Annotated in this window: 19 protein-coding genes, 2 pseudogenes and 1 CRISPR repeat array (1 of these 22 only partly in view); of the genes and pseudogenes, 12 read left to right on the top strand and 9 right to left on the bottom strand. The window is 58.3% G+C overall.

What is annotated here, in order from left to right; genetic code table 11:
• Window positions 1-1,235: direct repeats of the CRISPR family, unit length 28 nt; unit sequence GGCTCATCCCCGCTCACGCGGGGAGCAC; it begins 3,066 nt to the left of the window's first position.
• Between the two features lie 91 nt (window positions 1,236-1,326).
• From cas2e to HMPREF2912_RS08630, 8 genes are all read right to left on the bottom strand, one after another.
• A complete protein-coding gene (gene cas2e, locus HMPREF2912_RS08595) occupies window positions 1,327-1,683 on the bottom strand; it encodes a type I-E CRISPR-associated endoribonuclease Cas2e (protein WP_070683833.1) in 357 nt (118 codons plus the stop codon).
• Entirely contained in the window at window positions 1,680-2,618 is a 939-nt protein-coding gene (gene cas1e / locus HMPREF2912_RS08600; RefSeq protein WP_070597553.1) for a type I-E CRISPR-associated endonuclease Cas1e, read from the bottom strand. Before cas1e ends, cas2e begins: the two co-directional genes overlap by 4 nt.
• Window positions 2,618-3,310 carry a type I-E CRISPR-associated protein Cas6/Cse3/CasE gene (gene cas6e / locus HMPREF2912_RS08605; RefSeq protein ID WP_070562514.1) on the bottom strand — a complete coding sequence of 231 codons (693 nt, stop codon included), beginning with the start codon at window positions 3,308-3,310 and terminating at the stop codon, window positions 2,618-2,620. Before cas6e ends, cas1e begins: the two co-directional genes overlap by 1 nt.
• The gene (cas5e, locus tag HMPREF2912_RS08610) at window positions 3,307-4,023 is read right to left on the bottom strand and encodes a type I-E CRISPR-associated protein Cas5/CasD (RefSeq protein ID WP_070565817.1); all 717 of its coding nucleotides are present in this window, start codon (window positions 4,021-4,023) and stop codon (window positions 3,307-3,309) included. Before cas5e ends, cas6e begins: the two co-directional genes overlap by 4 nt.
• A 16-nt stretch (window positions 4,024-4,039) precedes the next feature.
• Complete coding sequence (cas7e, locus tag HMPREF2912_RS08615) at window positions 4,040-5,194, bottom strand: type I-E CRISPR-associated protein Cas7/Cse4/CasC (RefSeq protein ID WP_070562520.1); 1,155 nt, start codon at window positions 5,192-5,194, stop codon at window positions 4,040-4,042.
• 33 nt (window positions 5,195-5,227) lie between these two features.
• Window positions 5,228-5,896: a type I-E CRISPR-associated protein Cse2/CasB gene (casB, locus tag HMPREF2912_RS08620; protein ID WP_070565815.1), complete on the bottom strand. Its 669-nt coding sequence runs from the start codon at window positions 5,894-5,896 to the stop codon at window positions 5,228-5,230.
• A complete protein-coding gene (gene casA, locus HMPREF2912_RS08625) occupies window positions 5,889-7,634 on the bottom strand; it encodes a type I-E CRISPR-associated protein Cse1/CasA (protein ID WP_070565813.1) in 1,746 nt (581 codons plus the stop codon). Before casA ends, casB begins: the two co-directional genes overlap by 8 nt.
• Window positions 7,635-7,734: 100 nt before the next feature.
• Entirely contained in the window at window positions 7,735-10,545 is a 2,811-nt protein-coding gene (locus tag HMPREF2912_RS08630) for a CRISPR-associated helicase/endonuclease Cas3 (protein ID WP_070565811.1), read from the bottom strand.
• Window positions 10,546-10,798: 253 nt separating this feature from the next.
• Here HMPREF2912_RS08630 and HMPREF2912_RS13240 point away from each other — a divergent pair, with 253 nt between their 5' ends.
• Window positions 10,799-11,293, top strand: a complete 495-nt coding sequence (locus tag HMPREF2912_RS13240; protein ID WP_246816504.1) for a GIY-YIG nuclease family protein — start codon at window positions 10,799-10,801, stop codon at window positions 11,291-11,293.
• 185 nt (window positions 11,294-11,478) lie between these two features.
• Window positions 11,479-11,814, top strand: coding sequence for a hypothetical protein (locus HMPREF2912_RS08640; RefSeq protein WP_246816505.1), 336 nt, complete (start codon window positions 11,479-11,481; stop codon window positions 11,812-11,814).
• Here HMPREF2912_RS08640 and HMPREF2912_RS08645 read toward each other — a convergent pair.
• A complete protein-coding gene (locus HMPREF2912_RS08645; RefSeq protein WP_070565809.1) occupies window positions 11,811-13,445 on the bottom strand; it encodes a multicopper oxidase family protein in 1,635 nt (544 codons plus the stop codon). The genes HMPREF2912_RS08640 and HMPREF2912_RS08645 overlap by 4 nt on opposite strands.
• 70 nt (window positions 13,446-13,515) lie before the next feature.
• Between HMPREF2912_RS08645 and HMPREF2912_RS08650 the strand changes: the two genes are divergently transcribed.
• From HMPREF2912_RS08650 to ppk2, 10 genes and pseudogenes are all read left to right on the top strand, one after another.
• Window positions 13,516-14,775, top strand: a complete 1,260-nt coding sequence (locus HMPREF2912_RS08650) for an MFS transporter (RefSeq protein ID WP_070565807.1) — start codon at window positions 13,516-13,518, stop codon at window positions 14,773-14,775.
• 64 nt (window positions 14,776-14,839) lie between these two features.
• Window positions 14,840-16,291, top strand: a complete 1,452-nt coding sequence (gene glmU, locus HMPREF2912_RS08655) for a bifunctional UDP-N-acetylglucosamine diphosphorylase/glucosamine-1-phosphate N-acetyltransferase GlmU (RefSeq protein WP_070565805.1) — start codon at window positions 14,840-14,842, stop codon at window positions 16,289-16,291.
• A 36-nt stretch (window positions 16,292-16,327) separates the two neighbouring features.
• Window positions 16,328-17,302, top strand: coding sequence for a ribose-phosphate diphosphokinase (locus HMPREF2912_RS08660; protein ID WP_070520869.1), 975 nt, complete (start codon window positions 16,328-16,330; stop codon window positions 17,300-17,302).
• 170 nt (window positions 17,303-17,472) lie between these two features.
• A pseudogene (locus HMPREF2912_RS13245) lies at window positions 17,473-17,520 on the top strand (hypothetical protein); the annotation flags it as partial.
• 74 nt (window positions 17,521-17,594) lie between these two features.
• A pseudogene (locus HMPREF2912_RS13250) lies at window positions 17,595-17,732 on the top strand (DNA alkylation repair protein); the annotation flags it as partial.
• A 265-nt stretch (window positions 17,733-17,997) separates the two neighbouring features.
• Window positions 17,998-18,654 carry a 50S ribosomal protein L25/general stress protein Ctc gene (locus HMPREF2912_RS08670; protein WP_070529222.1) on the top strand — a complete coding sequence of 219 codons (657 nt, stop codon included), beginning with the start codon at window positions 17,998-18,000 and terminating at the stop codon, window positions 18,652-18,654.
• A 91-nt stretch (window positions 18,655-18,745) separates the two neighbouring features.
• Entirely contained in the window at window positions 18,746-19,294 is a 549-nt protein-coding gene (gene pth, locus HMPREF2912_RS08675) for an aminoacyl-tRNA hydrolase (protein ID WP_070683835.1), read from the top strand.
• Window positions 19,295-19,299: 5 nt separating this feature from the next.
• On the top strand, window positions 19,300-20,178 hold the full coding sequence (locus HMPREF2912_RS08680) for a fumarylacetoacetate hydrolase family protein (protein WP_070565799.1): 879 nt from the start codon (window positions 19,300-19,302) through the stop codon (window positions 20,176-20,178).
• A 95-nt stretch (window positions 20,179-20,273) separates the two neighbouring features.
• Window positions 20,274-20,738, top strand: coding sequence for a PepSY domain-containing protein (locus tag HMPREF2912_RS08685; protein ID WP_232770831.1), 465 nt, complete (start codon window positions 20,274-20,276; stop codon window positions 20,736-20,738).
• Window positions 20,739-20,813: 75 nt separating this feature from the next.
• A complete protein-coding gene (ppk2, locus tag HMPREF2912_RS08690) occupies window positions 20,814-21,719 on the top strand; it encodes a polyphosphate kinase 2 (RefSeq protein ID WP_070447108.1) in 906 nt (301 codons plus the stop codon).
• Window positions 21,720-21,741: the final 22 nt, after the last annotated feature.

The raw sequence follows: 21,741 nt of genomic DNA on the forward strand, positions 1-21,741 counted from the left end.
TCACGCGGGGAGCACATAAAAACGCATTCGAGGGTAATCCGGTGGATGGGCTCATCCCCGCTCACGCGGGGAGCACTAAATGACTACTACACATTGCTGCCCTGAGTGCGGCTCATCCCCGCTCACGCGGGGAGCACTGCCATTCAAAATGCTGGATGCGCCCGGTGACGGGCTCATCCCCGCTCACGCGGGGAGCACTTGCTACGCAGAAAGTCGACGAACTCCCCGAACGGCTCATCCCCGCTCACGCGGGGAGCACCCCAGACGAGCTAGAAAACGACTTTTGAAAGTCGGCTCATCCCCGCTCACGCGGGGAGCACTCTTTACTAGTCTTATGGTTCTCGTTCTTATGGGGCTCATCCCCGCTCACGCGGGGAGCACGGAGGTCTTCGATACCACCATCGGGTTGATTGGGGCTCATCCCCGCTCACGCGGGGAGCACACCTACATTCCGAATGCTCGCCCGGTGGTTGGGGGCTCATCCCCGCTCACGCGGGGAGCACGAGTCGGGACTCGACGTCGCGCCCCCTATCAGCGGCTCATCCCCGCTCACGCGGGGAGCACGCTTGGTATTCGGATTCAATCTCACGTGCGGTCGGCTCATCCCCGCTCACGCGGGGAGCACGCTACGGCGAGCCCCACGACGACTACACCGAAGGGCTCATCCCCGCTCACGCGGGGAGCACACCTCACCGAAAGAGACATGCAAAACACCCTGGGGCTCATCCCCGCTCACGCGGGGAGCACGCACTCAGCGATGCGTGTGGGGCTGTAGCCATCGGCTCATCCCCGCTCACGCGGGGAGCACCCCCAACGTCACTCAGCTTGTACTGGCCGAGCGGGCTCATCCCCGCTCACGCGGGGAGCACTACACCCCGGGGCGCGCAGGCCAAAAAATCCAGGGCTCATCCCCGCTCACGCGGGGAGCACGGTAGGCAGTAGGGCTTGGTGTGCCCCTGGCTGGGCTCATCCCCGCTCACGCGGGGAGCACACGTCCTTGCCCCCGGGTTCCCAGGTGTTGAGGGGCTCATCCCCGCTCACGCGGGGAGCACCGGCGGCGGCTGATGCTGCTACGTCTCAGGAGCGGCTCATCCCCGCTCACGCGGGGAGCACACGGTCACCGGCCTTAACCAGAATGCCGTCATGGGCTCATCCCCGCTCACGCGGGGAGCACTCGCCCGCGGCATGTCCTACACGCCGGTGCTGGGGCTCATCCCCGCTCACGCGGGGAGCACACTTGCTGAGCAGCGTATAAAGGAGCCGAACCCTCAGTTTACATACGGCTTCTTCTCGGAAGAGACACAGAACCTGTCTAGAGTTCCTCAGCTATTTTCGTTTCTGTTTCTGGTATGCCGAACGAATCCGTCGGGCTTGTGACCAACCAGTCCTGTTTTGAACTTTCTTGCTTCCAGGAGCAGGACGAACCATGAGCGTGACACCATCAAAGTCTTGTGGTTGCCAATGATGCCGGTGAGTCCGGAATTCTAAACCCTGTTCGTTTGCTGCCGAATAGACCAGTAATGCTCTACCGTCCTTACACAGTTCAACGGTTCGCTCCCACAACAAGTCACGAATTCGTGCGGAAGGGCGGCCGACAAAGACACCCGGCGTTAGTTCAATCAGCCATTTTGATAAGTCACCCCGAAGCCCAGCGGGGCATGCAGTTACGACAAGAACGATCACGAAAGTGTCTCCTCTTCGGCCCAATTCACTCCTGAAGCAATGACTTCGAGTTCACTCCACAGCATGAGTTCGACATCACTAACAAGCTCATCATCAGGGATATCGAACAGCGACTTAAGGTCTTTGACCATGCGCGGCATGAGTCTATGTGAAACAACGTAGTCACGAATGTGACGGCGAACTTCTACGGTTGGCTTTCCTTTGGCAGCCGCGACAGTATCAAAAGCAGCGGGAATTGAAATCTCTGCCTTGTACAAATCAGCTATGTCATAAACAAAGGCGCGGTCAGTTCCCGTGTGAACAACGCCTAAAGCGGGAACGAATCCTAAAGCAGTGATGACAGCGTGAGCTACTCCGTAAAGTGCTGCACTTGCAGCAGTCAGTGCCTGATTAATCGAGTCAGAGGATTCAAAATCATTTGGATCATAGGAGCGCCGATTCCAATAGACTCCGGTTCGTTTCGATTCCGCTTCATAGACCTTCTTCATCCTCGCGCCTTCTCGGCCGCGTAGTTGTGCCATGGTCAAACCCGACACATCCTCACCTGGAAAGCGCATGGCATACATGCGGCGTGCACAATTCAATCTCTTGCGTTGGTGAGTGACTACCTCCGCTTGGATTTCTGCCATGCGGCTTGATTTTGCTGGCGGACGGCCGTGTGCGTAGTACCGCACACCGCGCTCTCCTACCCAGACGGTGCTTACGCCGGCGTCGCCAAGCAGGGCCATCGCAGCATAGGTAATCTTTGTCCCCGGCCCCAATAGAAGAGCTGCGATTTGGGTAGCTGGAAGATGAGCAATGCCCCGTTGGTCCATTATCGTGAGCGAATTGCCATCACGATTCACTACACAGCGTTCGGCGTAAAGAAAACTGATCCGGTCCCCTACGCGCGCCAAAGCCTGGCGTGCGATAGGGACCTCATGTGGCGTAGCCATTAAGAAACTGCCGCCAACGTCATCAGACCACAACCATAACCACGAGCACGCCCTATACCGTGAGTAAGAGTGGAGCGGAGGAGCGCAGAATCTGTGACCTCCAGGGTGCCACGATAGCGGGCCGTTACAATGCGGATGTGGCGTCGGTTCCCACCTTTGCGGAAATCAAGGGTCCGCCTCTCCACGATGGCTGTTTCATCTTCTACCGACCAACGTGCTCGTTCTTCCGCAGGCACCGTGTCATTGGCACGCGGAGCCAACGCAAAACCAGCCTTTTCCGCCCGAGAATAGAGCCACTCAAGCTGATGCTCCACTGAAACGTGGGCTTTAACTTTGCCACGTTTTCCGTTGTTGGACTGAGAATAGGTTGGGTTTGCAAGCAGCTCAAACCTCCAGTGCTGCCCCTTCTGCAAGGACCCCAGAAGGCGAGTGTAATCAAGGGACTGGGCGGGCCGTGTGTCATAGCCAGCCTGCTCTACGATTCCAGACGCCGTCGGTTTCTCGGGGCCAACAATGTAAAGAGCGTTTTCGTGACTATTTCGATCAATCCGCCATAACAACCGTGCTTCATCGGTATCGATGTCCGGCGGAAAAGCTGCACTAACTGCCGCATGCATGGCATGTGGATTCGTAAGGAGCTTCCGCCCTTGACGCAACTGAGGGTTGATCAGGATCTTAGTTAGCGTGGTCACGCGTTCATCACCGCTTCCATAAATGGGTCCGGCCGCAGCTGCGATGCGTCCAAGGGATTATCAACCATGGCGCGCTCACGTTGAACAACCGTGCGCCAGGAGTACTTTCGGTGCCTCGGATCGAACGACACGGGCACGTCTTGCAACGACTCCCCGAGTTCACCTGGCTTTGCATCGCGATAAATCGGCAGGGCTACCTTCTCTCCACAGGTCTTCATGTACTCCTTTGTGGCATGCCACGTAGAGTGCGCTTGAAGCGACTCAACCGCGGGTTTGCCGTCGATTCCCTGCACCAAATTTGGCGGTGCCGGACATGAACGTCGTCCCAAGAAAATGGGGAATGCAGGTTTGTTCAGCGCCTCAGCCAAACCTTCAAGCAAACCGCGGTCCTCTGCCTCGATGGCGGCAACAAAGGCAGCATCAGAGAGGAAATAGCGCGTAATCAATTTTGCGGATGCATTTGGATTCCGCTGCCAATTCTGTGCGGTCTGGTAATCACGCAGCAGACTACCGGACTGGTCAACCCGCACAGCGAAAGTAAGACGGGCGAGGTCCTCAATGTCGTCGGTCCGCCGGCGACCTTCCGCAGCGGCAAGCATACCGAGCACTCCGGATTTCGATGGTATCTGCGAGGTTGTTCGCGTCGCATAGCGCGAATCATTGCCCCAAGACTGCAAGGGGGCCTTGAGCAACAGTAATAAGCTCGATGTCATGAGGTGACTCCCTTCACTAGGATTGGGAGGAATTCAACGCTGCGGCAAGACGGTCCGCTAGTTCGGGCAAAGTTACGGTCTCAGCGATGTCAGCGAACGGTGCTCGCGCTACGCTTACACCAACCGCGAATGCAGCCAATGGCTTCAGACCGTAGTTCTCCTCAAACTCCCTTTCTTCCTTTGCCAGAGCTTCGGCACCTGCTAAGCGCAAGTTCTTGTCGTCGGTGGCTTGGACAGGTTCTTCAAACGCCGTCACAAGGCTGACCGGACGGGTATCGCGCACTGTGACATAGACCAGCTCAGGCAGCGTGTGGTTGGCAAAAGAATTGATCTTGCCGGTGGGCATGGATTTGATGAACGCGTCGACAAACTGAACCGCAGCCTGCTTTGCGTTCTCTTCGGAGTCGAGATTCTTTGTAAGGCCAGCTACGTTCACAGTGGCGAACCGGTACAGGGTAGAAGACATCATTTGTACCGTGCCGATCATCCCAGCACCCGTCTCTTCACCATCTTCTGCGAGATCATCGACCGCAGTGAAATAGTCGAATTCTGGAGCGCTGCTGTGGATACCCAATGCATGAGCAACCTGCACTGCGGCATCAACATTGAAGGCAGCGTCATCAGCAATCATGCGACCAAACATCGCCATATCGACAGAATGCTGCGTATCGAGGATCTCTTTAGCCTCAGCCTTTTTGATCTTCTCTCCGTCAGCATCGACGATCGCTCGGACTGCGCGATCAATCTGCTGCGGGCTCAAGAAGATGAGGTACTTAGTTCGCGGATAGCTAGCTTCCTTAATGAGCTCCTCTTTGTCCTCGGCGTCGGACTTTTCTAGTTCCTTGATCCGCTTGCTATCGACTTCGGTCGAAATACCTGCGGCCTTGAAAAGATCAGAAACCTGTTTGATAGCGCGCTTAGAATCCCAGCCATCGTGGTTCTCAACGAGTTTCGCGATCTTCTCTGGCAGGCGCTTTGAGCGGTCCCCCACGAACTCAGGATCGACGTTCTTTTCAAAGTAGTTTCGAATTGCGCGCTTCCAGGATTGTGAGGACACGCGCTGGCGCGGGACCCCACCAAAAATTGCGGACTTGGGAGCACCCGTATCGTCTCGGTTGATCAGAGACGGCGGCAGGGTTTGTAGTGCGTGGATATCAATAACAAGGGACATGGTGAACTTTTCCTTTCAGTTCAAGATTGTTGTTTAGGATTCAGTAGCTTTCGTGCTCTTGACAAAAGCACCAGCGGCAAAGTCACGCCCCCATCTCAAAAGAACCCCTTGGCGGCGATTCTGATCAGCTTGGGTGGAGGTCCGAGCGCTGAGAATTCTGAGGTCTTGTGCAAATTGCCCATAGTCAAAGCCAATCTTTGCGCCGCGAAGCAGCGTGATGAGCGAGCGGATATGGATCAATCGAGATGCTTCATCGCGTGAAACGAGCATGGCATCGAAGCGGGGCTTTGTGGACTGCGATTCGCTCTGTGCAAAGAAGCGGCCACATGCATGGGCAAAGCTTTGACCTTCAACGTGGGCGTCAGTCGTCGCACTTTGCATGTGAATGCCAAACATGACGAGGGCATGAAATGCTGCAGACTCCGACGCTGAAGGAGCGTTTCCTCTGCCGAGTTCCTTCTCGCTAAGAGGCGGATGAAGGCTCAGCAGGACTTCCTCTAGAGCTAGAGGTTGGTCGTTGAGGGGCACGGAAGCATACTTGCGAAGTCTCGCAAGCGTTGCGCGTGCCTGTGCGCTTTGCGAATGGTTTGGCGAGCGCAAGATAGCAAACTGAAGGTCGTTCGCAGTCCGAGCAACTGCTTGGCGCAAGGTTGGCCCTGTCGACGTGCTCGGGTAATCAGTGCTAGTTGAAGTGTTAGTCATCGGAGTCATCCTCGTGTGAGTTTCCAAAGGCACCTGTGTCTGGGATGGTGAGAGAAGCCGTCAACGGTAGGTCTTTATCGAGCCTTCGATGCAGTTGTCGGTAGAGCGAGCCGGCTGAAACTATTCGTCCCTTACCGCTGTCTCCGGCGTCGACTTCTCTGCCCACGATGGCCTTTGTTCCTGCCCCACGAAGAAGTTCGCGGGCATCACGAAGAACCTGTTCGCGGACCTGCTTTTGCCAATCAATCTGCCTTTTCTCAGCGTTGTCAGAGCTCAACCCTGCCATCCATGCCAGGAAGAGCGGTTCAAGACGAGCATAGAAACGGTCAGCAGTACTGCTTCCGAATTCATAGTCACTGCCAGCGGCGACGAGCAACTGACCGGCAAACCAGCCGAGGCTGATTGCAGCTTTGCCAGTTTTCTCAGCGGAGGTACGTACGGCATTGCGCACCTTGCGTCCAGTTTCATCGGCACGCAGTACGACGAGTGGCAAACCTATCGTGGCGATAAACGTCGAGGCCACGGACGACTCCTGCGGGCCGTACTCCATCGACACCAATGCGAGATCGAGAAGGCTCTTGTCCAAGTACCCATCCGCTTCGAGAGCCGCCAGGTTGGAGAGGTTCCTCGGTCGCTTCGGAGCTTTGTTCTTTCCGTTATCGAATCCGGGGTCGTCCTCCAACGCGATCAATGCATCGAGTGCTCGCCACATTGTCCGCGTCGGGTCATAAGGGCGCGCATAGTAGGCGTCGGTGCCTTTCTTCGATTGATTCGGACTGTAGCGGTAAGGAGTCATGGGATCGCCCATGACATTCTTTCCTGCATCTGGAATACGGTCGCCGTTCGAGACCAATACTTGAACCGCGCGGTCGCCTTCAAAGAAGAGGCGAATACGCCGTGCCTGCCAGGTCGCAAGATCGACCGCACCGTGTGGGACGGCACCAATGTCATCGCTTGATCCCGGCCGCTGCGCTGCGGTGTCAGGTTCACGTTCCCAAACGGGAGTATCCGCGCTCACAGCTCCTCCCTCTTGGGAATCCAAGACCGCTGACGGCGGGGTATTGAGAATCAGAGTCTCAAGAATCCCACCTTCGCCTAGGACAATCGTGCCGCCAGTGCGTCCGGTCCAACCAGTTCCGATGGGGTAGCCTCGTCCGCCTTTAACGCGGGGATCTCCTTCCGCACCCGACTTGATTCCCGAGTAATCGAATGCCTGCGCATGGATCAGCCATCTAGCGGCCTCATCGAGAGCGAGAGATTCTCGTCCTTCCGCTGTACGCATGGTGAAGAAGTCATCAGCAGCTTCCGGAACAATGAAGGCTACAGGTTTTGTGGCTCCTGACTTCGTATGCAAGTCCGCGACTTGCATGAAGGGAGCAATCGGTGAAAGAAGATCGAACCGATCTTCAAGGCCATCAAGGTAGTCAAGGACCGCGTCATCACGCTTCTCGTTTACAAGCTGATCACGCAGATCATCGAACCATTCCGGCCAATCAAAGTCTTCCCAATTATTGCCCGCGTAACTCTCCACAAGATCTAGAGCATGCGCCCGCCAAAAAATGGCCAGCAGCACACGAAGCACCGCGTAGTCCTGAGTTGGTGAGTCACCAACGACTTTGTAAGCGTCACCGCGGCCAGAAAAGATATCGCGGATGCTCAGGGTTACAGGCTGGTTGGTACCATCCATGCACTTGATCCATGGCTCATCGAGAAGGTTAAACGTTGAGGTGTCAGTCATTCTTCTTTCGCCTCCTTTCTTTGTCTTGTTGTGGGTTGTTGATTCTCGTAGAGGAGCCTCTGAGAGGAGGTGCCCTCAGAGTACAAAGGGCGACGGACATTCACTCTCCTCCATCGCTAAGAATTTCGATACCCAGCTCGGAGGAATAAGTCACGGTAAACCGCCCAAGCTGTGCGGTGTCAGAATCGTCGAGCAGCAATGCCAGTTGTCCCCTTAGAAGGAAATGCGAACGCCATTGTGCCGGCGTAGCTTCTTCCAAAGTGCTGACGACCGCCTCAAAATCAGATTCCCACCTCGTCAAACGAGTCGGTAGACGGACCGTGCTCGAAGCCAAATGGAACGCAACGTTGTAGGACAGCTCGGTGCCATCAAGTACTTCTTCCTCAAAGCCCCACGGCTGATAGCCGTATTCAGTGCTCCTAATTGGAATGACTTCCACCGAAGGTTCAGCATCTCGGACTTGAGTAGCTCCGCGTTCATCTCCCGATGCTGCGTCATCGCTAATGAGTTGTTGGAAAAGATCGTGGTATTTGACGCGGGGCCACGGGCGCGGCAGCTGATGCGTCGATGATCGGGTATGAGCTCTATCTTCGGTCGAATCGCTGTCATTTTTTGCGTTCTCCCACGCCTCTTCCCACTCCTCCGGCGGCATAAAGTTCTTGTCATATGCTGCTTGGACAAGTCCTTCAATATCGTCGGGGCGTCGAAAGAGTTCTGGAAGCATCGCATACGTCGATAGGAGCAGGGTTTGGCCGTAGATAAACTCCGCTCCCGAATCAAACTCAGGGACGGGTTCGTGCTTAAGGAGTCCTCGAATCATCACCCGTGGCTGTTGTAGCTTCTCCGGTCGATCAGTGGCTGGACGCGCATGGCGATGCAAACGTCCGATGCGCTGGATAATGAGATCCATCGGTGCGATATCCGTGACAAGAACATCAGCATCAATATCGAGGCTTTGCTCCGCCACTTGGGTTGCGATCACAATCTTGCGCTGCGGACGCCCACTTCCCCGGTGAGAATCAGGTCCGAGTTCCTCGCGAAGGCCATCTTCCTTCGCTACGCGCTCCCACGCAACGAAGCCTGCATGGTGTAGCTGTACTTCGTCGCCGTAAACGCCTTCTAAAACGCGATATGCCTCTTGTGCGCGGGCAATCGTGTTGCAGATGATGAGTGCGCAGCCGCCTTCATTGAGGTAATAATCCGCGAAGCTTACGAGCTTCTCCGCGTCATCGTCTAGGTACTCAATGCGTGCTTCTAAGTTCGTTGGCGTTGGCGGCACCGAATGAAACTCCACGGAATCCCTAGTTGCAAGCGTAAGCAGTGGATACCCAGTAGGTTCTTCATCAGGCCAGGGTGCGCTGGAGTATGCCTGTACCAGTGAACGTCGCTTATCTGGCGGAAGCGTCGCTGACATGAGAATGACGCTGGCACCGTAATAACCAAGCCACTCAATGGTTCTTTGGAGGTAGTCACTGGTGTAGACGTCGAAAGAATGCACCTCGTCAAAGATGATGACCTTCCCCGCCAGACCCACGTGCCGCAGCATGTGGAAGCGCTGCTGAAGCGCCATCATCAAGACTTGGTCCACAGTGCCGACCACAAAATTGGACAACAGCCCCAGACGGCGTCCAGACATCCATTGTGACGCAATAACTCCGCCGCCTTCGCCGGAGTCCTTGCCAATTTGCGAGAATTTCAGCTGCCGGTACGGCTCCGAAAGATCGTTCTTGGAGTGCGCAAGGTACATGCTCCTCACCGAGTCAACGCTATTGTTCGAGGCCCATTCAATAGTGCGCTCCAACAACCCATTAGCCGTTGCCATGGTCGGTGCCGCGAAGAAAACTCCTTGCGCTGCACTGTTAGCCCCCAGGATTTCTGCAGCAGCAAGGGCTGCTTCAGTCTTTCCAACTCCAGTTTCGGCCTCAATGACAACAAGTGCTGGCCCTTCCAGCTGTTGCGCTGCCTCGACGACTGCACGCTGCACCGGCCGGGCACAATACTCCCCCGGCCAGTCAAACGAGCGCCGAAAGTGAGCGTCAATATCCCGCCAGTCCCCTCTTTCAGGTTCCCAAGGCGTCGTTACGTCGATAGTTGCGGCAGCTGCCTCGACCCGCTCAAGCTGCGTTCCGCTCACGTGCAGTGTGAACGCGTTCTCATTAGAAGCCATCCAGTCCGCCATCACCACGAGCCCAGTGAGAATTTCCGCCACGCCTTGATGCAGCTTGTTGCCACGACAAACCTTCTCAATCACTGAGTCAGCACCACAGGGATCCGTCATAGCGTCGAGCAGTTCTTTGTGCACGCGCTTCCATGGATCGGGGTAATCCTCAATAAGTTCGCGCACCTGCCTCGAGGGTTTATTCGCGATGCCGTGGTGTGCGTTAACAACCGCCGCCAATGCGTTAGCTTTTGGGAGACGAACACCTCGTGCACATAACCACTGAGATAGAATCTCTCCTGACGCAACGCCATGCGGAAGCTTGTCAAAGTTGGCCTCATCAACACTGAGTTCAATATCTAAACCCGCATCTGAGACGGCATGCACGAGATACGCTTTATCACTTTCCAGGAGTAGGCGCTGGAACGTGCGTATTGCTTTTCCCACATCATGGACTCCCGCAAGCCACACATATAGCGCCTCAACCCCAGACTCATCGACCCCCAGCCCTTCTGAAAGATAGCGCTTCACAGAAGCAGCCAACCAGGAGTTATACAAGAAAGAGGCAGCGCATGCCGAATCCACCATATGCTGCGGCAGCGTCAAGAAATCTGTGCCATCACCTGATTTAGCCCACAAACTTTGAGCTTGCGGACTACGCTCGCGCGCCCAGCCATCAGCCCTAAGACAAAAATCACGTGTCCGGTCCGGAATTAAACTTGAGTTCGGTCCCTGTCCAGCAGTCTTTTCCATGATCATCCTTCATAAGAAGTGGTTTAAAACGAGCATAGCATTGTTAGCATTAGCAAGTTCATTGTTTTCTGAAAATTGTTCTTTAACAATCGCAATGTAGGCTTCATGATGGGCCATTTAACTTCCCTGCGCTGCTGGGATGAGCCCTTGCTGATGCTTAACACCATCACTTCCCCGCGTCAGCGGGGCTTTCTTTTATCTGAAACACCCAATCTGCGGACGCTGGGCCCCAGGCATCGTCTACGTTGTCATCATGGCTTCTCCCCTCGACTTCAAGCGCTTGGAACTTGACTCAAACACACCCATCGGCCCCATCTTCCCCGCCAATGAGCGGTGTGGAATCTATGTCATCGAGTTCGACGATGGCACGAAGTACGTGGGCCAATCCATCGACGTCGTCAAGCGGTTCAGAGATCACACTCATGGTTCCAACCACCATGAATCCTGGGGCGATGTCGTAGCACTATCATTTGCGCCCGCACCGCCTTTGGAGCTGGACATCCTTGAAAAACAAATGATCCAGTACCAACTCGATGCCGGCGTCTTACTCCGCAATCGCAGCGGTGTATTAGCTTCCGAAGGCCCCAGCCCACTCGATTTAGTCATAACCGTCACCGATCAAAACATTGGATCCTTGGGGATTGGGAACCATCACAGTTTGATCGCGCAGCTTTTGTCCGTGGCGCTGAAGCATCGGGGCCAACAAAGCTGGAAAAGAACGCACCCCCAGAAGTTTCTCAAGCCGTAATCAAAGACATCGTCTTCGCCCTCGAGCACATCATCCCTGTTGCGCCAGAAACAGAGAAAACGTACTGGACGTTGTCGGACTATCCTTCAACCGCTGGTGGCCGATATGCAACCCTCAATACCGGGATACTTGAGTTTCTTGTCTTCCCGCGTAGCAGTGTCATCACTGATCCAACTAACTTAGACTTGGGTTTTCTTGACGGCTACACCCTCGGCACCGGATTCTTTAGCCTTCTTCCACGCGAGGGCGGCGATTGGAAAGCAGAATCCGATACCGTTTGGTTTAGCAAATCCCCTTACCACTTCGTCTCTTCCCATGATTACAACGTCACGCCAACTGAGGCTTATTACTACCCCATCGGCCAACTAGAGGAAACCTTCAACGCTCTAAATCCTGAAGTCATCTCTGACGCACGTAAATTCGCAGTCACCTTGATGCGCAACCGCCCACCCAACCTCTTCCGCCGCTGGCACAGCTCGGCGCTAGCGGGCCGTGCCTACGAGAGCATCGTGAAGGGTTAGCCCTTCGCCTCCGGCGTCGCATAGGGGCTGCGGGAGGAATCCACCACCTGGCCGCTGTGCGCGGAGTGGGCGGTGGCGGTTTGGTCGAAGACTAAGGCGGCTGGTTTCACGCGCACGTCGGGCTTTTCACCCTTATTGACCATGACGTACTGCCCCATCATTCCTTCATCCTCATGCAGCAACATGTGGCAGTGGTACATGTACGGGATGGTCTTGTCCGGGAAGTGTCCAAACTCCACCAGCAGGCGCGCGGTGGCCTTCGGCGGAAGGTTCACAATGTCCTTCCACCCGGAGTTGAACACATTCATTTTCTCATCGCCGTCCCAGTCCAGGACCTTGAAGCGGGCATTGTGGATGTGGAAGTTGTGCGGCCAATCAGAGTTCTCATTGGTCACGGTCCAGATCTCCGGGGCGTCATGATCAATGACGGTATCCACCCGCGCCATGTCCATCTGCTCACCATTAATCATGAAGGTGTTGAGCACGAACTCGCGCTCCGTGAGTCCATCCGTCGACGGGGTCTTCGCCGCGGCCGGGTCAAGCGTTGCCGGCAGGGCCGGTGGCTCCGTCGCGGACTCCGCAGGCCCGGAGATGGTGAGAATGTCAAAGGAATCCTGGAAGCCGAAGTCAGCCGCATCCTTGTCCTTGGGCACCCCAAAGTTATCCTTGCGCGGCACCGAGCGCAGCTGTACTTCCTCGCCGGGCTCCAAATCCACGATGATTTCGGCACGCTCGCCCGGGCCGAAGAGGAGGGAGTCGACTTCCACGGGGGCGTCGAGAAGCCCTGTGTCCGTGGCAATGACGTGGAAGGGGCCGTTGCTCAGCTCCAGTGTGTAGAAGCGCATCGAGGCACCGTTGAGCAGACGCAGGCGGACCCGGCGCGTGATGGCGTCGAAGCGCGCGTTGGTAATGCCGTTGACCAGAGGCGTGGTCCCCAGAAGCCCCAGGGTGTTATCGCTTTTCTCATCGATCTGTCCGTCCTCGGTGAACTTCGCGTCCATGATGACCACCGGGATATCATCCACGCCGTAGTCCTGGGGCAGATCAAGATCTGAGGCCACGTCGTCATCAATCAGGAACATCCCCGCCAGCCCGCGGTAGGCATGCGTGGCCGTGGCCATGTGCGGGTGCGGGTGGTACCACAGCGTGGCGGCCGGCTGGGTGATCTCCCACTCGGGTTTCCAGGTCTTGCCCACCTCAATTGGCGAGTGCGGGCCGCCATCCGAGTAGGCAGGCAGCTTCATGCCATGCCAGTGCACCGTGGTCATCTCGATGAGGTTGTTCGTAATTTCCGCGCGGACCTTCTCCCCGCGCCGGGCGCGCAAGGTGGGCCCTAAGAAGGGACCGTTGAAACCCCACGTCCGCGTGCGCTCGTTGCCAGGGAGGACCTCCGAGTAACCGTCCTGCGCGGTCAGCTTGAAAACTCGCGTTCCGTCAATAACTTCGCCCTCGTCCACAGGCGGGATGGGCAGGGCGCGCGGCTCACCGTCGTAGCCCTGTGGCTCCGGCTGATTCTTCGAGGACGATGCAGAGCATGAGCTCAACCCCATTACGGCGGCACCGGCGATGGTGAGCACGGAGCCTTGGACGAAGACACGGCGGGACACTGTGGGACGAGCGGAGATAGACATGTTTTCCAGGATAGAGATCAGGCAAACCTTAGGGCCCGGATAAGGTCGAGCCGGGCTTAAGATCACAGTCATGGCTTCGCGTTCTGCATCTCCCCACGGCTCTTCACCGTCCCAGGAATCCGCCAATGCCCGCCGCTTCGTCTGGTCGAATGGCCTGCAGGGCGTGGGCGATCAATTGCTCTCCGGCAAGACGGTTCTACCCTGGCTGTTCAGTGCGACCGGGGTGCCGGGCTTCTTCACGGGCCTACTAGTCCCCTTGCGCGAGTCCGGCTCCATGCTCCCGCAAGCAGCGCTCACCCCATGGGTGGTGTCCCATCCCGCCCGCAAGCGCCTGTGGGTACTGGGCTCGGTGGGCCAGGGTGTGTGCGCGGCGATCATTGCAGCGGCTGCCGTGCTTGTTCGCGGCCCCCTCCTCGGCCTCATCGTCTGCCTCGCGCTTGCTGTTCTCGCCGTGCTCCGCGCGCTGTGTTCGCTCACCGGCAAGGACGTCCAGGGCCGCACCATCTCCAAGGGGCGCCGCGGCGTGGTGACCGGACGGGCCACGCAGCTCGGCGGGGCAGTCACCCTGATTACCGGTGGCATCCTCGCCATGCTGGGCGAGCTCCCGCGGTGGAGCCTGGCGGTACTGCTAGCTATCGGCGCGGCCACGTGGTTCCTAGCGGCAGCGGTCTTTCGCAGCATCGAGGAGCCAGTGCCGGAGGACTCCGGCCAGAAAGGTATGAACCGCAGCTGGTGGAAGGACACCTGGCAGCTGTATACCCAGGATGCCCGCTTCCGTGGCTTCGTCAACGTCCGCGCCCTGCTGCTGGTGTCTGCCCTGTCCACCTCCTTTATCGTGGTGCTTTCGCAGAGCATCGGCTCACAGGCTTTGAGCGGGCTCGGCGGCTTCGTCTTGGCCTCGGGATTGGCCAGTCTCGTCGGCGGCCGGGTTTCCGGTGTGTTGTCCGATAAGTCCTCCCGCCTCGTCATGTCCTGGGCTGCGGGTGCCGCGGCGATCATCTTGCTGGGCATCGTGGCCTGTGCCGCGTGGGCGCCGACAGCGGTGAGCATGTGGGCCCTTCCCCTCGGCTTCTTCCTGGTCAACCTGGCGCACGCCGCTATCCGCGTGGCGCGCAAGACTTATGTGGTGGACATGGCTGGTGAGGATAAGCGCACCCGCTACGTCGGGGCTGCAAACACCATGATGGGCGTCATCCTCCTCGTCGTCGGCGGTATCTCCGCCGTCATCGCGCTGGCGGGCCCTTCGGCGGCCATCCTGTTCTTGGCTTGCATCGGTCTGGTCGGCGCGTGGCGTGCCCGCGCACTCCCGGAGGTCTCACACGGGAAGTAGGCAGCACGCGTTATGATGAAACACAGTAAGTCCTGACCCCCAATCACAGGAGAAGCACACACTCGTGGCTGAAGTAACTGACTGCGCCGCCATCGTCCTTGCCGCAGGCGCAGGTACCCGCATGAAATCCTCAACCCAAAAGACGTTGCATGAGATTGGCGGGAGGTCACTTCTCGGCCACGCCCTCCACGCAGCCGCCGGCCTCAACCCGGAGCACCTCGTGGTCGTCGTGGGCCACCAGCGCGATCAGGTCTCCCCCGCTGTCGATGCCATCGCCGAGGAACTGGATTGCGCAGTATCCCAGGCCGTTCAGGAGGAGCAGAACGGTACCGGCCACGCCGTGCAGTGTGGCTTGAGCGCTCTGCCGGACTTTAACGGCACCGTCATCGTGACTAACGGTGACGTTCCACTTCTGCGCCCGGAAACTTTGAGCCAGCTGCAGGAGACCCATACCAGCGAGGGCAATGCCGTAACAGTTCTGTCCATGACGCTGGAGGATCCCACCGGTTATGGCCGCGTGCTGCGCGCCGAGGATGGATCCGTCACCGCCATCGTGGAGCAGAAGGACGCCTCTGAGGAACAGCGAAAGGTGCGCGAGGTCAACTCCGGCGTCTTTGCATTCGGCGGTGCCGTGCTTCGTGACGCTTTGACGAAGCTCAACTCCGATAACGCCCAGGGCGAGCTCTACATCACCGATGTGTTGGAGATTGCCCGCGAAGACGGCCACCGCGTTGGTGCGCACGTCGCCACCGATCCGGAGGAGCTCTCCGGCGTCAACGACCGCGTGCAGTTGGCTCAAGCCGGCCGCCTGCTCAACCGCCGCGTGGTTGAGGAAGCCATGCGCGGCGGCGCCACCATCGTTGACCCCGACACCACCTGGATCGGCGTCAACGTGACCATTGGCCAGGACGTCACCATTCACCCCAACACCCAGCTGTGGGGTGCCACGACCATCGCCGATGGCGCCGAAATCGGCCCCGACACCACGCTGACCAACATGCAGGTTGGTGAAGGCGCACACGTGGTGCGCACGCACGGCTTCGACTCCGTTATTGGCAGCAACGCGCAGATCGGCCCGTTTACCTACATCCGCCCCGGCGTCATCGTGGGTGAAGAAGGCAAGCTGGGCGGCTTCGTCGAGGCAAAGAAGGCACAGATCGGCCGCGGCACCAAGGTGCCTCACCTGACGTATATCGGTGACGCCACCGTGGGTGATTACTCCAACATTGGTGCTTCCTCCGTCTTCGTCAACTACGACGGCGTCAACAAGCACCACACCACCATCGGCAGCCACGTGCGCACCGGCTCGGACACCATGTTCATCGCCCCCGTCACCGTCGGTGATGGCGCTTACTCCGGTGCGGGTACAGTGATTAAGGACGACGTTCCTGCGGGAGCGCTCGCGGTCTCCGGCGGCAAGCAGCGCAACATCGAAGGTTGGGTGCAAAAGAAGCGTCCGGGCACGCCGGCAGCAGAAGCCGCCGGCAAGGCACAGGACGCCGAGGCTGACGAATAGACCACTAACTAACAACAAGTAAAGGGATATCTACCTATGACTGGCAAGGTTACCGGCAGCAGCAAGAACATGATGCTCTTCACTGGGCGCGCTCACCCAGCGTTGGCTGAGGCTGTGGCCAAGGAGCTCAAGACCGATCTGGTTCCGACCACCGCGCGCGATTTCGCCAACGGTGAGATCTTCATTCGCTTCGAGGAGTCCGTCCGTGGTGCCGACTGCTTCGTGATGCAGTCCCACACTCAGCCGCTCAACAAGTGGTTGGTGGAGCAGCTCATCATGATCGACGCGCTCAAGCGCGGCTCCGCTAAGCGCATCACCGCCATCCTGCCCTTCTACCCATACGCACGCCAGGACAAGAAGCACCTGGGACGCGAGCCTATTTCCGCCCGCCTGGTGGCAGACTTGCTGGCTGCTGCTGGTGCCGACCGCATCGTGTCCGTGGACCTGCACACCGACCAGATTCAGGGCTTCTTCGATGGCCCGGTCGACCACATGCACGCGATGCCGATCTTGGTGGACTACATCAAGTCCAAGTACCCGCTGGACAACCTCGCTGTGGTCTCCCCCGATGCTGGCCGCGTGAAGGTGGCGGAGAAGTGGGCGCACGAGCTTGGCGACGCCCCACTCTCCTTCGTTCACAAGACCCGCTCCACTACCGAGGCCAACAAGACGGTGTCCAACCGCGTCGTCGGTGACGTCGAGGGCAAGGACTGCATCCTGCTCGATGACATGATTGATACCGGCGGCACCATCGCGGGCGCTGTCCGCGTGCTCAAAGAAGCCGGCGCCAAGTCCGTGGTTATTGCGTGTACCCACGGTGTCTTCTCCGACCCGGCCCGCGAGCGCCTGTCCGAGTGCGGTGCTGTCGAGGTCATCACGACCGATACCCTGCCGCAGTCCACCGAGGGCTGGGACAACCTCACGGTCCTGTCCATCGCCCCGCTGCTGGCTCGCACCATCCACGAAATCTTCGAGAACGGTTCCGTGACTACCCTCTTCGAGACTCACTAGAGCCTTCACCGAACCTGCTGCCGCCACTCTCAGTCCTTTGGGACTGCGAGTGGCGGCGTTCCTATGGTCATACTGTTAGGGTGACCAACCCCCAGACAGCATTTGCCGATGTACAACGAGCATTAACGTCGCTCGCCGATGCTTCCCAGGCCGAACCCATGTCCGCCTATATGAAGCACCAATTTGCCTTCTTAGGCGTGAAATCGACGCCACGGCGGCAGGCGGTGCGGTCAATCCTTGCCCGCTGCCCCCTAGATTGGCCGATGATTCTGAGCATTCTCCGTACGGCGACGAGTTCTTTATCCGCAAGGCAATCGGCTGGGCGCTGCGGGATCATGCGCGCCGCGATCCAGAGTGGGTGCGGGACTTTGTCCGCGACCACGAGCTGGCACCATTGTCTCAGCGCGAGGCGCTCAAACACCTTTCTTAGACCATCGTCATCTCCTTTAAGCAGGAGCGATAGCAAAAGGATGTGTTTTGTGGAGGCGGTCAAGTACGTGCTATGCTTTCCGAGTCTCGGCGAGGGAGAAATCCGTTATCGACGCGATTATATAAGTTAAGCAGTGAATTCTTTTTGCGGAATTCTTTTAAGCCTGCGATGACTCGTCCAAGACGTCCATCGGCAGGCTTTTGTCGTATCTACACGGTTCTTCATGAGCCCTTGCCGCACAACGATACTTTAAGGAGATTTACTTATGGCTTCTGAGCGCCCCGTATTGAAGGCTGAAGTCCGTTCCGAGTTCGGCAAGGGCTTCGCTCGCCGTCTGCGCGCTGCAGGCAAGATCCCGGGCGTCGTCTACGGCCACGCCGTCGACGTTCTGCACTTCGCCGTTGACCGCCTGGAAATGACCGCACTGGTCCGTAACCACGGCGTCAACGCCGTGTTCGAGCTGGAGCTCGAGGGCGAGCAGCACCTGGTCATGGTCAAGCACATTGACCAGAACGTCCTGACCTTCAACATCGACCACATCGACCTGCTCTCCATTAAGCGTGGCGAGAAGGTTGAGGTCGAGGTTCCGGTTGTCCTCGAGGGCGAGCCGGCTCCGGGCCTCATGTCCATCCAGGATGCCGACGTCCTCCTCGTCGAGGCAGACGTGCTCAACATTCCGGAAGAGATCGTCGTGTCCATCGAGGGCCTCGAGGACGGCACCGTGGTCACCGCCGGCGAGGTTTCCCTGCCGGAGGGCACCACCCTTGCTGCCGAGGAAGACACCGTCATCGTCTCCATCTCCGAGCCGGAGGTTGATGAGGACGTCGAGGCTGCCGCTGAGGCTGCTGAGGAAGGTGGCGCTGAGGCTGGCGCCGAGTCCGCCGACGAGTCCGCTTCCGAGGAGAAGAAGGACGAGGAGTAAACTTCCCCTCACCTATCTAACGCACCGCGCCTGCCCCCAGCTTTCTGGGGACGGACGCGGTTCGCCGTTTTTCGCCCCTACGCTGTTTAGAATGGGCAGCGTGACTTCTTCTCCCTTTCTCGTCGTTGGTCTAGGAAACCCCGGCCCGAAGTACACCGGTACCCGCCACAACATCGGCTTTGACGTGGCTGATGAGCTAGCCCACGAGCTATTCGCTACCTTTTCAGTTCACAAGAAGACGAACACCGATATAGCCGAAGCGCGGCGTGGGGACACCAAGGTGATCGTCGCCAAGCCGCGCAGCTTTATGAACCTGTCGGGCGGACCCATCAAGGCCCTCGCCCAATACTTCAACGTTCCTCATGATCACATCATCGTTGTCCACGATGAGCTGGAGCTCGACTTCGCCACCATCAAGCGGCGCCTCGGCGGCGGGGACCACGGCCATAACGGGCTGCGCTCCACCACGAAATCTCTGGGCACCAAGGACTACCAGCGCCTTTCAGTCGGCATCGGCCGCCCGCCCGGGCGCATGGACCCAGCCGCATTTGTGCTTAAAACATGGAACAAGCAGGAGGCGCAGGAGGTCCCCATCATGTGCGCCGACGCGGTCGATGAGATTCTTCGCGCGCTAGACTAACTGCCATGAAACTCGCTACCCTCCGCACCAGTTTTGGCACCTGCGCTATCCGTATTGACGGCCCCAACGTGGGCACCGAGCTGGATTATGAGGACGTAGGAGAACTGCTCGCCAGCCCCGATTGGTACAAAGCTGCGCAGCTCTCCGGTGAGCCCGTGGTTTTCGACGACGCCGACCTCGCCCCCGTCATCCCGAACCCAGGAAAGATCATCTGTGTTGGCGTCAACTACGCCAAGCATGCCCGTGAGATGGGCCGCGAGCTGCCTACACAGCCCACGCTCTTCATCAAGTTCCCGGAGGCTCTGACCGGGCCCTTCGACGATGTCTATGTGCCGGACTATGCCACGAAGAAGCTGGACTATGAAGGAGAGCTCGCCGTAGTCATGGGCCGCCGCGCGCACCGGGTGAGTGCGAAAGATGCGCTGGATTACGTGGCCGGCTATGCCATTATGAACGATTACACTCTGCGGGATTATCAGCGCGCCACCACGCAGTTCCACGCCGGTAAATCCTTCTACCGCACCGCCGGCTTCGGACCGTGGTTGACCACGACTGATGAATGGGCCCCGGGCAAGGCCGCGCGGCTAGTCACGACCGTCGATGGTGAAGTCCGCCAGGACGATAACACCGATGACCTCATCTTCTCCGTGGCCGAGCTCATCGCCTTCTGTTCCTCCCTCTACCCTCTGAATCCAGGCGATGTTATTGCCACCGGCACCCCGGAAGGCGTGGGCTTCGCGCGCGGCGAGGAAGCACTGCTTGGCGACGGCTCCCGCACCCGCATCAGTATCGAAGGGCTCGGCGCGATTGAGAACACCACGCGCTTCGGCGAACCTCCCGCTGCCGGGGGCTGCGGCGAAGACTGTACCTGTCACGGCCGTTAACATTCAGCCTTATCCAGGATCTTCAGCGAAAACTGACAGGCTTCGTTAGGGTGGGACACCACACGTGCCCGACTGACCAAGGAGGATGAGCCTCAATGACTCTTTGCTCCCGCTTCACCGCCGCAGGCCTCGCACTATGCGCCAGCACCGCGCTGGTTGCGTGCTCTTCAGATAAAGAGGCCGATCCCGCCCCGACGCCGACTCCCGCGTCTGTGGAAACCGTGACGGAAACAGCCGTTGCAACTGGCGCGGACCAGGGCGATGATGATGACGACGATGACCGCGATGACGACGCCCAGCAGCCTGCAGACACCGCTGCTGCCGGGGACGCCGGAAATGCAGTGGATTCTGGGAAACTCACCGGCGATGACGCATTCGAGAAAGCTTTAGCCCATGCCGGCGTTGATGCCCAGGCCGTCACGGAGAAGGAAGTCGACTACGACGATGGTGATGACGGCAAGGGCCCGCACTGGGAGATTGAATTCAAGGCTAATGGCCAGGAACATGAACTCGACGTCGACGCCGCCAGCGGCGCGGTGACGCAACACGAGGTTGACTAAATACCTCCCAATTCGCCCCACTTACCTAACCCCCGCGGTTAGGTATTTTCCCAGCTAAGCGGTAAATTTAGAGGTATGAGTTCACAGTCTAAGAAGTCTGCCACCAAGCCGCCGAAGCTAGATAAGCAAGCCTATGAGGACGAGCTCAAGCGCCTCCAAGCAGAGCTCGTCGAGATGCAGCAGTGGGTCGTTGAGACCGGCGCCCGCGTGGTCATCATCATGGAAGGCCGCGACGCCGCCGGCAAGGGTTCCGCCATCAAGCGCATTACGCAGTACCTCAACCCGCGTACCTGCCGCATCGAGGCGCTGCCGAAGCCCACCGACCGCGAGGCGGGCCAGTGGTATTTCCAGCGCTACATTGAGAAGCTGCCCACCGCCGGCGAGATCGTCATCTTCGACCGTTCCTGGTACAACCGCGCCGGCGTGGAGCGTGTCATGGGCTTCTGCTCCCAGCAAGAATACGTGCGCTTCCTTCACCAGGCTCCGCTGCTGGAGCACATGCTCATCGAGGATGGCGTCATCCTTCTTAAGTACTGGTTCTCCGTTTCTGATGAGGAGCAGCTCGCACGCTTTAAGTCCCGCCGCAACGATCCGCTGCGCCGCTGGAAGCTCTCCCCCATGGACTTGCAGTCCATTACCCGTTGGGAAGACTACTCGCGTGCCAAGGATGAAATGTTCGTCCACACCGATACCCCGTCCTCCCCGTGGTACACCGTGGAATCCGAGGACAAGAAGCGCTCGCGCATCAACGTGATCAACCACATCCTCAAGATGGTTCCGTACCAGCACGTAGAGCAGGATGTTCCTGAGATCCCAGATCGCCCCGAGCTCGAGGCCGAATACGTACGCCCGCCGCGCAATGAATTTGCCTACGTACCAGATGTCGCAGCCGATTTGGAGCGCGACAAGGTCAACGGCAACGGCTCCGGCAAGAAGCAGGGAAAGAAAAAGAAGGGCAAGAAGGACAAGAAAAAGAAGTAGTACTTTCGGCATGTACTACCAT

It is taken from the genome of Corynebacterium sp. HMSC056E09 (assembly GCF_001813425.1).
In the GTDB taxonomy this organism is placed as follows: Bacteria; Actinomycetota; Actinomycetes; order Mycobacteriales; family Mycobacteriaceae; genus Corynebacterium; species Corynebacterium hesseae.

Coding starts and splice junctions, on each gene's coding strand:
- cas1e (WP_070597553.1), bottom strand. CDS start 2,618: ATGGCTACGCCACATGAGGTCCCTATCGCACGCCAGGCTTTGGCGCGC.
- cas5e (WP_070565817.1), bottom strand. CDS start 4,023: ATGACATCGAGCTTATTACTGTTGCTCAAGGCCCCCTTGCAGTCTTGG.
- cas7e (WP_070562520.1), bottom strand. CDS start 5,194: ATGTCCCTTGTTATTGATATCCACGCACTACAAACCCTGCCGCCGTCT.
- casB (WP_070565815.1), bottom strand. CDS start 5,896: ATGACTAACACTTCAACTAGCACTGATTACCCGAGCACGTCGACAGGG.
- casA (WP_070565813.1), bottom strand. CDS start 7,634: ATGACTGACACCTCAACGTTTAACCTTCTCGATGAGCCATGGATCAAG.
- HMPREF2912_RS08630 (WP_070565811.1), bottom strand. CDS start 10,545: ATGGAAAAGACTGCTGGACAGGGACCGAACTCAAGTTTAATTCCGGAC.
- HMPREF2912_RS13240 (WP_246816504.1), top strand. CDS start 10,799: ATGGCTTCTCCCCTCGACTTCAAGCGCTTGGAACTTGACTCAAACACA.
- HMPREF2912_RS08645 (WP_070565809.1), bottom strand. CDS start 13,445: ATGTCTATCTCCGCTCGTCCCACAGTGTCCCGCCGTGTCTTCGTCCAA.
- HMPREF2912_RS08650 (WP_070565807.1), top strand. CDS start 13,516: ATGGCTTCGCGTTCTGCATCTCCCCACGGCTCTTCACCGTCCCAGGAA.
- HMPREF2912_RS08660 (WP_070520869.1), top strand. CDS start 16,328: ATGACTGGCAAGGTTACCGGCAGCAGCAAGAACATGATGCTCTTCACT.
- HMPREF2912_RS08670 (WP_070529222.1), top strand. CDS start 17,998: ATGGCTTCTGAGCGCCCCGTATTGAAGGCTGAAGTCCGTTCCGAGTTC.
- pth (WP_070683835.1), top strand. CDS start 18,746: ATGGGCAGCGTGACTTCTTCTCCCTTTCTCGTCGTTGGTCTAGGAAAC.
- HMPREF2912_RS08680 (WP_070565799.1), top strand. CDS start 19,300: ATGAAACTCGCTACCCTCCGCACCAGTTTTGGCACCTGCGCTATCCGT.
- HMPREF2912_RS08685 (WP_232770831.1), top strand. CDS start 20,274: ATGACTCTTTGCTCCCGCTTCACCGCCGCAGGCCTCGCACTATGCGCC.
- ppk2 (WP_070447108.1), top strand. CDS start 20,814: ATGAGTTCACAGTCTAAGAAGTCTGCCACCAAGCCGCCGAAGCTAGAT.